Annotated in this window: 13 protein-coding genes; 10 read left to right on the top strand and 3 right to left on the bottom strand. The window is 69.4% G+C overall.

Going from position 1 to position 12093, the window contains the following annotated elements:
- Nucleotides 1-26 precede the first annotated feature (26 nt).
- Together E3O23_RS06800 and E3O23_RS06795 are read right to left on the bottom strand one after the other, a co-directional pair.
- Entirely contained in the window at nucleotides 27-1094 is a 1068-nt protein-coding gene (locus E3O23_RS06800; RefSeq protein ID WP_134489412.1) for a BMP family lipoprotein, read from the bottom strand.
- A gap of 29 nt (nucleotides 1095-1123) precedes the next feature.
- Nucleotides 1124-2245 (bottom strand): mannose-1-phosphate guanylyltransferase, encoded by a 1122-nt coding sequence (locus tag E3O23_RS06795; protein ID WP_134489410.1) that lies wholly within the window; start codon nucleotides 2243-2245, stop codon nucleotides 1124-1126.
- A 78-nt stretch (nucleotides 2246-2323) separates the two neighbouring features.
- Between E3O23_RS06795 and E3O23_RS06790 the strand changes: the two genes are divergently transcribed.
- From E3O23_RS06790 to E3O23_RS06770, 5 genes are all read left to right on the top strand, one after another.
- A complete protein-coding gene (locus E3O23_RS06790; protein WP_134489408.1) occupies nucleotides 2324-3478 on the top strand; it encodes a glycosyltransferase family 4 protein in 1155 nt (384 codons plus the stop codon).
- Between the two features lie 112 nt (nucleotides 3479-3590).
- Nucleotides 3591-4007 carry a succinate dehydrogenase, cytochrome b556 subunit gene (gene sdhC, locus E3O23_RS06785; protein WP_134489406.1) on the top strand — a complete coding sequence of 139 codons (417 nt, stop codon included), beginning with the start codon at nucleotides 3591-3593 and terminating at the stop codon, nucleotides 4005-4007.
- Nucleotides 4008-4018: 11 nt separating this feature from the next.
- On the top strand, nucleotides 4019-4471 hold the full coding sequence (locus E3O23_RS06780) for a succinate dehydrogenase hydrophobic membrane anchor subunit (RefSeq protein ID WP_134489404.1): 453 nt from the start codon (nucleotides 4019-4021) through the stop codon (nucleotides 4469-4471).
- An 18-nt stretch (nucleotides 4472-4489) separates the two neighbouring features.
- Nucleotides 4490-6307 (top strand): succinate dehydrogenase flavoprotein subunit, encoded by a 1818-nt coding sequence (gene sdhA / locus E3O23_RS06775; protein WP_134489402.1) that lies wholly within the window; start codon nucleotides 4490-4492, stop codon nucleotides 6305-6307.
- A 2-nt stretch (nucleotides 6308-6309) separates the two neighbouring features.
- A complete protein-coding gene (locus E3O23_RS06770) occupies nucleotides 6310-7068 on the top strand; it encodes a succinate dehydrogenase iron-sulfur subunit (protein ID WP_166790435.1) in 759 nt (252 codons plus the stop codon).
- 50 nt (nucleotides 7069-7118) lie between these two features.
- Here E3O23_RS06770 and E3O23_RS06765 read toward each other — a convergent pair whose 3' ends face one another.
- Complete coding sequence (locus E3O23_RS06765; RefSeq protein ID WP_134489400.1) at nucleotides 7119-7442, bottom strand: hypothetical protein; 324 nt, start codon at nucleotides 7440-7442, stop codon at nucleotides 7119-7121.
- A 234-nt stretch (nucleotides 7443-7676) separates the two neighbouring features.
- On the opposite strand from E3O23_RS06765, the gene E3O23_RS06760 reads away from it, so the two are divergent.
- From E3O23_RS06760 to E3O23_RS06740, 5 genes are read left to right on the top strand one after another with little or no spacing between them, the layout of a single operon-like run.
- A complete protein-coding gene (locus E3O23_RS06760; protein ID WP_134489398.1) occupies nucleotides 7677-8768 on the top strand; it encodes a YihY/virulence factor BrkB family protein in 1092 nt (363 codons plus the stop codon).
- 28 nt (nucleotides 8769-8796) lie between these two features.
- Entirely contained in the window at nucleotides 8797-9654 is an 858-nt protein-coding gene (locus E3O23_RS06755; RefSeq protein ID WP_134489396.1) for an exodeoxyribonuclease III, read from the top strand.
- Nucleotides 9655-9701: 47 nt separating this feature from the next.
- Nucleotides 9702-10706 carry a tryptophan--tRNA ligase gene (gene trpS, locus E3O23_RS06750; RefSeq protein ID WP_134489394.1) on the top strand — a complete coding sequence of 335 codons (1005 nt, stop codon included), beginning with the start codon at nucleotides 9702-9704 and terminating at the stop codon, nucleotides 10704-10706.
- 2 nt (nucleotides 10707-10708) lie between these two features.
- Nucleotides 10709-11278: a GNAT family N-acetyltransferase gene (locus E3O23_RS06745; RefSeq protein ID WP_166790434.1), complete on the top strand. Its 570-nt coding sequence runs from the start codon at nucleotides 10709-10711 to the stop codon at nucleotides 11276-11278.
- Nucleotides 11275-12030, top strand: a complete 756-nt coding sequence (locus E3O23_RS06740) for an HAD family hydrolase (RefSeq protein WP_134489390.1) — start codon at nucleotides 11275-11277, stop codon at nucleotides 12028-12030. Before E3O23_RS06745 ends, E3O23_RS06740 begins: the two co-directional genes overlap by 4 nt.
- The last annotated feature ends 63 nt before the right edge of the window (nucleotides 12031-12093 follow it).

Here is a 12093-nt window from a genome sequence, read left to right as displayed (position 1 = left end):
AGCAGCGCGGCGACCCCGAACGGGGGTCAGCCGGGGGTGTTCGGGCTGGTCACTTCGAGGATTCCGGCGACGATCGCCGCGCGCAGTTCGTCGATGCCGGCGGCGAGCTCGGCCCCGACGAGCGCGGCCCGATCGTGGAACGGGGCGATCTCGACGCCGCCGTTCTTGAGGGTGCCCACGTAGGGCTCGTTGGAGAAGTCACCCTTGAGGTCCGCCCCGATGATCTCAACGACGGCATCCTGCGTGTTCTTCAGCACGCTGGTGAGCAGGATCGGGCGGAACTGGGCCGGCAGGGACTCGTAGCCGTCATTGTCGACCCAGATGAGGGAGGAGTCGCCATGCTCGAGGATGGCCGCCGCCGCGCCCTCGCCAACCTGCCCCGCCACGGGCATGATCACGTCGGCGCCCTGGTCGAGGAACCGTTCGGTGGTCGTCTTTCCCTTGACGGTGTCCTCGAAGTCGCCGGTGAACACGCCGTCCTGCGTGGCCTTGTCCCAGCCGAGCACCCGCACCGCGGTTCCGCGCAGTTCGTTGTACTTGGCAACCCCGTCGACGAAGCCGTCCATGAAGAGGGTCACCGGCGGCTGGTTGCCGCCGCCGAAGGTCGCGACGATCCCGGTGCGGCTGACCCCGGCGGCGAGGTACCCAGCCAGGAAGGCGGCCTGCGCCGTGTCGAAAACGATCGGTTTGATGTTCTCCCCGGCGACCTGCTCGTCGACGATCGAGAAGTGCAGCTCCGGGTTCGCCGTCGCCGCGGCCGCCGTCGCGTCGGCGAGCTCGTACCCGACGGTCAGGATGAAGTCGCAGTCGGTGGCCACGGCCTGCTCGACGTTGGGTGCCAGGTCGGTCTCCGATGTCGACACGATCGCGTCGACGCCGATGTCATAGTCGGCGGCGGCCTGCTGGAGTCCCTCCCAGCTCGACTGGTTGAAGGAACGGTCCTCGAGGCCGCCGGAGTTGGTCACCATGCGCGCGCAATAGTCGGGCGCGGCGGTGCCGCTGGGCCGCGCGTCCTGCTCCGGCGCCGGCGCGCAGCCGGCGAGCAGCAGGGCGGAAACCGCGACGGCCGGGAGGATGAAACCACGACGAGTCATCTGACGCTCCTTCACAGGGTGGACCGAGTCTAGAGAACGTCGCTCGAACCCGACAGCTTCAGCGCGTCGACGACGGCCTTGACCTTCTGGGCGTTGGCGCTGGTGGTGACGAGCAGGGCGTCCGGGGTGTCGACGACGACGATGTCCTCGACGCCGACGAGGGCGATCATCCGTTTGGTGTGGCTGACCACGATGCCGCTGCTGGAGTCGGCGAGCACCCGGGCGCCTTCACCGAGGATGGCGAGATCGTGCTTGCGTCCGCCGGAGTGGATCTTGGCGATCGAGGCGAAGTCGCCCACGTCGTCCCAGTCGAATTGGCCGGGGATCACGGCGAGCTTGCCGGTGGCGGCGACCGGTTCGGCGACCGAGTAGTCGATGGCGATCTTCTTCAGGCGCGGCCAGACCTGGTCGACCACGGCGCCTCTGCGCGGGGTGTCCCACGCCTCGGCGAGCTCCAGCAGGCCGGCGAGCAGCTCCGGTTCGGACCGTCCGATCTCCTCGAGCAGGCGGTCGGCCCTGGCGATGAACATCCCGGCGTTCCAGAGGTACTGGCCGTCGGCGAGGTATTCCTCCGCGGTCTGGAGGTCCGGCTTTTCGACGAACCGCTCAACCGCGAGGGCGCTCGGCGCCTCCGGGATGGCGAGCGGACCCGCGCACTTGATGTAGCCGAACCCGACGGCCGGCTCGGTCGGGCGGATGCCGATGGTCACGATGTAGCCGGCGTCCGCGGCCACCACGGCCTCGGTCACGGCGTCGCGGAACTGTGCGGAGCCCTTGATCACGTGGTCGGCGGCGAAGGAACCGATGATGACGCCCGGTTCCCGCTTCTCCAGGATCGCGGCGGCCAGTCCGATCGCGGCGGAGGATTCGCGCGGCTCGCTCTCCAGCACCACGTTGTGGTCGGCCAGCTCCGGGAGCTGCTCCTCGACCGCGGCACGGTGGGCCCGGCCGGTCACGACCATGACGCGCTGCTCGCCGCTGAGCGGGGCCAGGCGCTCCCAGGTGTCGCGGAGCAGTGTCTGGCCGGACCCGGTCAGGTCGTGCAGGAACTTGGGGGCGTCCGCGCGGGACAGCGGCCAGAGCCGCGAGCCGATCCCGCCGGCCGGGATGACACTGTAGAACCGCTCGATGGGCGCGCTGGGCTGAGGCATCTGGCCAGACTACCGCCGCCACCGGGCGATACACCCGCCATTCACCCGGCCGCCACGTCGGCTCCCTACGCTCGCCTCATGCGGGTCGCGGTCATCACAGAGAGCTTCCTCCCCACCATCAGCGGGGTCACCACGAGCGTCTGCCGGGTGCTCGACCACCTCGCGCGGCACGGGCACGACGCCATCGTGATCGCGCCGGCCGGGGCGCCGTCCGACTACGCGGGGTTCCCGGTGCACACCGTGCCGGCCGTGGCCTACCGGCAATTCCCCGTGGGCCTGCCGAGCCCCTTCGTCTCTCGGCTGCTGCACGACTTCCGCCCGGACGTACTGCACGCGGCCTCGCCCTTCCTCCTCGGCGCGCAGGGGATCGCGGCGGCCAACCGCCTGGACATCCCCTCCGTGGCGATCTACCAGACGGATGTCGCCGGCTACGCCGGCCGAAACAACCTCGGCCGGGCCACCGGTCTGGCCTGGCGCCTCGTCAAGTGGGTACACGAGGGCGCCGACCTCACCCTGGTCCCGTCGACGGCGTCGATGGCCGACCTGCGCCGCATCGGCCTGCGCCGACTCGAGCCGTGGGCCCGCGGCGTGGACCTCGTCGGCTTCCACCCCAATCAGCGGAGCGATCCGGCAGCGCGGCGGCTCCGGGCGAGGCTCTCCCCCGGCGGGGAGGTCGTCGTCGGCTACGTTGGCCGGATAGCCCCGGAGAAGCAGGTGGAACGGTTCCGGGCGCTGCGCGGGCTGGACGGCATCCGCCTGGCCCTGGTCGGCGACGGGCCGTCCTCCGACCTCGTTCGGCGCGAACTGGCCGGGATGCCCGTCACCTGGCTCGGCCGCCTGGCCGGCGCCGACCTCTCGGCCGCGTACGCGAGCTTCGACCTGTTCCTGCACGCCGGAACGGAGGAAACCTTCGGGCAGACCATCCAGGAGGCCCACGCGGCGGGCCTGCCGGTCGTGGCCCCGCGGGCCGGGGGCCCGATCGACCTCGTGGCGCACGGCGAGGACGGTTACCTGTTCGCGCCGAACGACGAGCGGGATCTGCGACGTTTTGTAACGCGGCTGGCCGAGGACGGGGCGCTGCGCCGACGGATGGGCGAGGCCGGGCGCCGCAGCGTGCTCGGCCGGTCGTGGGAGGGCGTCTGCGGGGCCCTCCTGGAGTACTACGAACGGGCCATCGACGAGCGCGCCGCGGTCTGGGCGAGCACCCTCGTGCCGCCCTCGATGCGACGCTAGGCGTGCCCGGCCGCAAAAAACCTGCGCGCCGACACCTAGACTGGGAACACGCGCTCTTGGGCGCGACTGCCTCGTCTCATCGCGGCCACATCTCAACCAGGGAGGGTTATTCATGCCACAGCAAACGGCAGGAACCCCGACATATCAGCAAAAGACGACCTCGCGTCGCCCCGCCGGCACCCTTTACCGGGGCCGGGAAGGCATGTGGTCGTGGGTCCTGCACCGCATCACGGGCGTGGCAATCTTCTTCTTCCTGCTGGTCCACATCCTCGACACCGCGCTCGTGCGCGTGAGCCCAGAGGCCTACAACGCGGTGATCGGGCAGTACCAGACGCCCATCATGGGTCTCGGTGAGACCGCCCTCGTCGCGGCGATCGTGTTCCACGCCTTCAACGGCCTGCGGATCATCCTGATCGACTTCTGGAACGCGAAGTACCAGAAGGTGATGTTCTACGTCGTCATCGGCCTCTGGGTTGTCACGATGCTCGCCTTCGTGCCCCGCCACCTGACCAACGTGTTCAACCACTAGGAGGGGACGACATGTCAACCACCATCGAAGCCCCCCGCAGTCCCTACGCCCGCGCGCCCCGTAAGCGCGGCGTCAACTGGGAGAAGTGGGGCTGGATCTACATGCGCGTCTCCGGCGTCGTGCTGGTCGTGCTCATCTTCGGCCACCTGTTCGTCAACCTGTGGCTGGGCGAGGGCGTCAGCGCCCTCAACTTCGCCTTCGTCGCCGGCAAACTGACCAACCCGTTCTGGATGGTCTGGGACGTGCTGATGCTCTGGCTCGCCCTGATCCACGGCGGCAACGGCATGCGCACGCTGGTCAACGACTACGCCACCCAGCCGCTCACCCGCGGCATCCTCAAGTGGGCCATCTTCGCCAGCGTCGCGGTCCTCATCATTCTCGGCACCCTGGTCGTCTTCACCTTCGACCCCTGCCCGGCCGGCGCGCCCGCCGACCTTCTCCCCTCGTTCTGCTCGGCCCTCTAGGAGCTGCACACACCCATCATGACAACGCCTGCCTCTTCCACAGCGCCCACGGAGTCCACCGTCGTTGACGGCGTGCACTACCACCAGTTCGACATCGTCATCGTGGGAGCGGGTGGAGCGGGCATGCGTGCCGCCATCGAAGCCGGCCCCGGCGCCAGCACGGCCGTCATCTCCAAGCTGTACCCGACCCGCTCGCACACCGGTGCGGCCCAGGGCGGCATGGCAGCGGCCCTCGCCAACGTCGAGGAAGACAACTGGGAGTGGCACACCTTCGACACCGTCAAGGGCGGCGACTACCTCGTCGACCAGGACGCGGCCGAGATCCTCGCCAAGGAAGCCATCGACGCGGTCATCGACCTCGAGAACATGGGCCTGCCGTTCAACCGCACGCCCGAGGGCAAGATCGACCAGCGCCGCTTCGGCGGCCACACCAGCGACCACGGCAAGGCCCCGGTGCGCCGCGCCTGCTACGCCGCCGACCGCACCGGCCACATGATCCTGCAGACGCTCTACCAGAACTGCGTCAAACGCGGCATCAACTTCTTCAACGAGTACTACGTGCTCGACCTGATCATGACCGAGGTCGACGGCGTCGAGCAGCCGTCCGGCGTCGTGGCCTACGACCTGTCCAGCGGCGAGCTGCACGTCTTCCAGGCCAAGGCCTTCATCTTCGCCACCGGCGGATTCGGCAAGATCTACAAGACCACCTCGAACGCGCACACCCTGACCGGCGACGGCGTCGGGATCATCTGGCGCAAGGGCCTCCCGCTCGAGGACATGGAGTTCTTCCAGTTCCACCCGACCGGCCTGGCCGGGCTCGGCATCCTCCTCACCGAGGGCGCCCGCGGCGAGGGCGCGATCCTGCGCAACGCCAGCGGCGAACGGTTCATGGAGAAGTACGCCCCGACCATCAAGGACCTCGCGCCGCGCGACATCATCGCCCGCTGCATGGTCAAGGAGGTCGCCGAGGGTCGCGGCGCCGGACCGAACAAGGACTACCTCTACCTCGACTGCACCCACCTGGGCGCCGAGGTCCTCGAGACCAAGCTCCCCGACATCACCGAGTTCGCCCGCACCTACCTCGGCGTCGACCCGGTCACCGAGCCGGTGCCGGTCATGCCGACGGCGCACTACGCGATGGGCGGCATCCCGACCAACGTGAACGCCGAGGTGCTGCGCAACAACACCACCGTCGTGCCCGGCCTCTACGCGGCCGGCGAATGCGCCTGCGTGTCCGTGCACGGCTCCAACCGCCTCGGCACCAACTCGCTGCTCGACATCAACGTCTTCGGCAAGCGCGCCGGCAACAACGCCGTCGCGTACGTCAAGACCGTCGACTTCGTCCCGCTACCCGAAGACCCGTCGAAGTTCGTCCGCGGACTGATCGAGGGCATCCGCAGCTCGACCGGCACCGAACGCATCGCCGTGCTCCGCAAGGAACTGCAGGAGACGATGGATGCCAAGGCCCAGGTGTTCCGCACCGACGAGTCCCTCAAGGACGTGACCGACACCATCCACTCGCTGCGCGAGCGCTACCGGAACATCGGTGTGCAGGACAAGGGACGCCGCTTCAACACCGACCTGCTCGAGGCCGTCGAACTCGGCTTCCTGCTCGACCTCGCCGAGGTCGTCGTCTTCTCCGCCCGCAACCGCAAGGAAAGCCGCGGCGGCCACATGCGCGACGACTTCCCCCTGCGCGACGACGAGAACTACCTGGTCCACACCATGGCCTACCTGACCGGGGACCCGCACTCCGCCGATGCGGCCGACCACATTGCGCTCGACTGGAAGCCGGTCACGATCACGCGCTACCAGCCGATGGAAAGGAAGTACTGACGGTGACTACCGCAACCATTACGCCCCCCGCCGTCCCAGAGGCGACCCCGTCGTTCACCGTCACGCTGATGATCCGCCGGTTCAACCCGGAGGTCGACGCCGAGCCGCACTGGCAGGACTTCGACGTCGAACTGTACGCGACCGACCGCGTGCTCGACGCCCTGCACAAGATCAAGTGGGAGCAGGACGGGACCCTGAGCTTCCGCCGCTCCTGCGCCCACGGCATCTGCGGTTCGGATGCGATGCGCATCAACGGCCGCAACCGCCTCGCCTGCAAGACGCTGATCAAGGACCTCGACATCACGAAGCCCGTCTACGTGGAGGCCATCAAGGGCCTGCCGCTGGAGAAGGACCTCATCGTCGACATGGAGCCCTTCTTCGAGTCGTTCAAGGCCGTGCAGCCCTTCCTCGTCGCGTCGACCGCGCCCAAGGACGGCAAGGAGCGCATCCAGACCGTCGCCCAGCGCGAGCGTTTCGACGACACCACCAAGTGCATCCTCTGCGCCGCGTGCACCTCGAGCTGCCCGGTGTTCTGGACCGACGGCCAGTACTTCGGTCCCGCCGCGATCGTCAACGCGCACCGGTTCATCTTCGACTCGCGCGACGACAACGCGGCTGTCCGCCTGGACATCCTCAACGACCAGGAGGGCGTGTGGCGCTGCCGCACCACCTTCAACTGCACCGAGGCGTGCCCCCGCGGCATCCAGGTCACCCAGGCCATCGCCGAGGTCAAGCAGGCCATCATGCGGGGCAAGCCGTAGCGTTCGTTTGACCGGTGTCGCCTGGGCCGAGCCGCCCTGGTGGTAGCGGGCTAGTCCAAATCGTCGTGGCGGTTCCGCCGGCTCAGCACCCAGCCGGCGCCGAGCACGGCCAGCCCGCCGGCCAGGGGCAGCAGCCAGACGAAGGCGCCGGCGCCGGCCGGAGTGGCCGTGGCCGGAGCGGGTTCGGCCGGAACAGGTTTGGCCGGAGCCGGTGGGGCCGCTTCGGGTTGCGGCGCCACCGGCCGGCCGACGCTTGTCGCGTCTGCCTCCACCACCGCCGGCTGCCGGGGCGGCCCGTCGACGGCGTACGCCGCCGGGGGGCCGACAATCAACAGGAACGCGGCGGCCACCGCGGCAACCAGGGCACCGCGCATCCATCGACTCGGCTGCCCGGAACCGGGTGTCCGATGGTGATGGAGCGTCGGAGTCATGATCACCCTCCACGTTCGGGGTATGGAGTGGCGGCTCGAGTGGTTCAGCATTGGCATGCTCGCAGGGGTGGGCAGGCACCGCAAGAGGTGAGGTGTCCTCACTTATCGTTTGCACCCCGAACTGGGGGTGCGACGCCGGGCTCCCCCGGGCGGGACGCGGCTCGCTAGGCTGGTGCGGTGAAGCTATCAGACATCGCCAGCCGGGTCATGGCCTGGCGACCGATGCGCGTCATCACGCATTATTCGAACAGCGGCGGCGGCATCCTGGCCGGCGGCATGTCGTACCAGTCGATCTTCGCCGTCTTCGCCGCGATCTGGGTCGGGTTCTCCATCGCCGGGCTGTGGCTGAACTCCAACCCCGCGCTGACCAGGGAGCTGTTCGACCTGATCAACCAGTCGATCCCGGGGCTGATCGGCAGCGACGGCATCATCGATCCGTCGGAACTCGCCACAGCGGGCGTGCTGAGCTGGACGGGAGCCATCGCCCTGGTCGGGCTGCTCGCGACCGCGCTCGGCTGGCTGTCGACGACCGCCACGGCCGTGCGAATCATCTTCGGGATGGAACGCGACACGACCTTCTTCGTGCTGGTCAAGGCGCGGGAACTCGGCCTCGGCCTGCTCTTCGGGCTCGCCCTTGTCGTGTCGGCCCTCGTCTCGCTTGCGAGCACCTGGGCGCTGGGCGCGATCTTCGGGCTGGCCGGGATGTCGCAGGATTCGTTCTGGTTCAACGCGTCGGCGCGCACGGTCGGCCTGCTCCTCGTGCTCGTCATCGACACGGCCACGCTCGCCGTGCTGTTCCGGGTGCTCTCCCGGGTGCGCATCCCGCTCCGCCGCCTCCTCTCGGGCTCGCTGCTGGGCGCCGCGGCACTCGGCGGGCTCAAGGTGCTCGGCGGGGCCCTCCTCGGCGGCGCCGGGCGGAACCCCCTGTTGGCCACCTTCGCGGTGATCATCGGGCTGCTGATCTGGTTCAACCTGATGAGCACCGTCACGCTGCTTGCGGCCGCCTGGATCGCCGTCGGCATGGAAGACGCGGGGATCGACCCGCGCCGGCTCGGCACCGCGGCCGCCGCCGACGCCGAGGTCGAACGCGCCCGACGCGAGGCGGAGGCCGTCCGGGTGGGCGTGCTCACCGAGCTGCGGGAAGCGAGCCGCGCCCACAAGGACGCCGCCTGGCACCAGAAGCTGGGGACCTCCCGCCGGCTCCGCGCCGCCGTCGACCGCGCGGCGCGGGAAGGCGCAGCCGGTCCGGACTCGACCGCCAAACGGTAACCGGCCACGCCCAAACTAGAATTGGCCCATGCCGTCTTCCACGCCCGTCACGCCCGCCCAGCCCCTCCGTATCGCCAGCATCAACGTGAACGGCGTGCGCGCCGCCTACCGCAAGGGAATGGGCGACTGGCTCGCCGGCCGCGACGTCGACATCCTCGCCATCCAGGAGGTGCGGGCATCCACCGACGACCTCGAAGGGCTGCTCGGCCCGGACTGGAGCATCGTGCACGACGCGGCGACCGCGAAGGGTCGCGCCGGCGTCGCCATCGCCAGCCGATCGACCGCCACGATCCACCGGGTGCAGCTCGGCGCCGACGAGTTCGACAGCGCCGGCCGCTGGCTCGAGGCCGACTACGAGGTCAACGGCACCATCGTCACCGTCGTGAGCACCTACGTGCACTCCGGCGAGGCCGACACCCCCAAGCAGGTCGAGAAGTACACCTTCCTCGACGCCATGCTCTCCCGCCTGCCCGAGCTGGCGGCGCACAGCGACCGGGTGGTCGTGCTCGGCGACCTCAACGTCGGCCATCGCAAGTTCGACATCAAGAACTGGAAGGGCAACGTGAAGCGGGCCGGCTTCCTGCCCGAGGAGCGCGCGTACTTCGACCGGATCGTCGGCGCCGAGGAGGACCCCGCGTACAACGCCGGGGCCGGCCTCGGCTGGGTGGATGTCGGCCGCAAGTGGGCGGGCGAGGTCGACGGGCCGTACACCTGGTGGTCCTGGCGCGGGCAGGCCTTCGACAACGACACCGGCTGGCGGATCGACTACCAGCTCGCGACCCCCGCGCTGGCGGCATCCGTCACCAACTACGCCGTCGACCGCGCCGCCGCGTATGACCAGCGCTGGTCGGACCACACCCCCGTCGTCGTCGACTACGCCATCTGACCTTCTTCCTGCCGCCCGGCGGCACACGCACACGAGAGACTGACCCCATGGACAAGCCCCGCCTCTATTCCGGCATGCAGCCGTCCGCCGAATCGCTGCAGATCGGCAACTACATCGGCGCCCTGCTGAATTGGAAGGCGCTGCAGCAGACCCACGACGCGTTCTTCTCGATCGTCGACCTGCACGCCATCACGGTCGCGCAGGACCCCGCCGCCCTGCGCGAGAACACCCGGCGCACCGCGGCGCAGTACATCGCCGCGGGCATCGACCCGTCGGCGTCGACGCTGTACGTGCAGTCGCATGTCGCAGCGCACGCGCAGCTGGCCTGGGTGCTGAACACGATCACCGGTTTCGGTGAGGCCAGCCGGATGACCCAGTTCAAGGACAAGTCGGCGCGGCACGGCCAGGATGCGACGACGGTCGGCCTGTTCGCTTACCCGACGCTGATGGCCGCGGACATCCTGCTGTACCAGACCGAGATCGTGCCGGTCGGCGAGGACCAGCGGCAGCATGTCGAGCTCACCCGGGACCTTGCCGCGCGCTTCAACTCGCGTTTCGGCTCGACCTTCACGGTGCCGGAGGTGGCCATCGTCAAGGAGACCGCGAAGATCTACGACCTGCAGAACCCGACCTCGAAGATGTCGAAGTCGGCGGAGTCGCACGCCGGTGTCATCTGGCTGCTCGACGAGCCGTCCGTCACGAAGAAAAAGATCATGCGTGCGGTCACCGACGCCGAGGGCGGCGTCGTCTTCGACCGGGAGAACAAGCCCGGCGTGGCCAACCTGCTGACGATCTATTCGGTGCTCGCGTCGCGGAGCATCCAGTCGCTCGAGGACGAGTACGCGGGCCGCGGCTACGGGGACCTGAAGAAGGGGCTCGTCGACGTCGTCGAGGGCACCTTCGGGCCGATCCGTTCGCGCGTGGTCGAGCTGCTCGACGACCCGGCCGAGCTGGACCGCCTGCTCGCGCACAACGCCGACCGGGCCGCGGCCGTGGCCGACGTGACGCTCGCCCGCGCGTACGAGGCCGTCGGCCTGTTGCCGAGGCGCTGACGGTGGAGCCCGTCACCCTGTCCTCGCCGCTCGTGCGGCTGGACCAGCTGCTCCCGGCCGATGCCGAGCGCGTCTACGAGTACTGCCAGGACCCGATTTTCGAGCGCTACCTGCACGTCCCGTGGCCGTACCGGCGCTCCGACGCCGACTCATTCATCTCCGGGTATATACCGGCCGCGTGGGCGTCGGACTCGGAGTACATCTGGGCGGTCCGCGACCCGGACACCGCCGAATTGCTGGGAGTCATCGGCCTGCGGCTGCCCAGCGCCTCGATCGGCTACTGGCTCGGTGCGCCGCATCGCGGTCACGGTTACATCCCCGAGGCGCAGCTGCTGGTGATCGAATGGGCGTTCGCGAACCGGCTGGTCGACACCATCAGCTGGCAATGCCTCGAGGGGAATATGGCGTCGGCGCGGACCGCGCGGAAGGCAGGGTTCAGCTTCACCGGAGTCGGGCCGGCGATCCAGGCACACCGCGACGGCAGCTATCCCCCGTCCTGGCACGCCGTGCTCCGCGCCACCGACACGCGGGAGCCGAAGGACGGCTGGCCGATCGAGGAACCGGTCGGATGATCCCCCGCCTGGCCCTCTTCGACCTGGACGACACGCTCTTCGCGCACAGCGACGCGGTCGCCTGGGGAATCGAACGGCACCTCGTGTCGGAGGGAGGCGCGTTCGCCGGCGCCGACGCGACGGCATCCGTCACCCTCTGGCGCTCCCTCGAGGAGGAGCACTACCACTCCTACCTCGCCGGGGTGCTGGACTACCGCGGGCAGCGTCGGGCACGGGCCCAGGGCTTCGCCGCCGCGCACGGCGTCACCCTCGACGACGGCGCGGCCCTGGCCTGGTTCGAGGGCTACCTCGTGCACTACCGGGCGGGCTGGCGACTGCACGAGGACGCGCTCCCCTGCCTGGACACCCTGGCCCTCCGATTCCCGGGCATCCGGTTCGGCCTGATCACCAACGGCGAGCTCGCATTCCAGGGCGAGAAGCTGCGCGAGACGGGCCTGGACGAGCGGATTGAGCACGTGATCGCGTCGGGTTCGCTGGGCATCACGAAGCCGGATCCGCGCATCTTCCTGCACGCCTGTTCCGTCTTCGGCGTCAGGCCCGCCGACGCCGTCTACGTCGGCGACCGCTTACGGACGGACGCGATCGGCGCCGCCGCCGCGGGCCTGACCGGCGTCTGGCTCGCCCGCCCCGGGACCGCCCCCGACCCTGCAGCTGCTGCTGCTGCTGCTGCTGCTGCCGAGGCTAGCCGACTCGGCGTCATCCGCATCCCCGGCCTGGCTGCCCTCCCCGACGCCCTCGCCGCCCACCTCTGAGCACCCCGGTTGCCTCGTGGTGCGTAACTCCTCCACTTCGATCGCGTGCGATTGTTCAGGCCC

It is taken from the genome of Cryobacterium tagatosivorans (assembly GCF_004402215.1).
In the GTDB taxonomy this organism is placed as follows: Bacteria; Actinomycetota; Actinomycetes; order Actinomycetales; family Microbacteriaceae; genus Cryobacterium; species Cryobacterium tagatosivorans.
The sequence above is the reverse complement of the archived record's forward strand: the minus strand, read 5'-3'. Positions and strand labels throughout refer to the sequence as shown.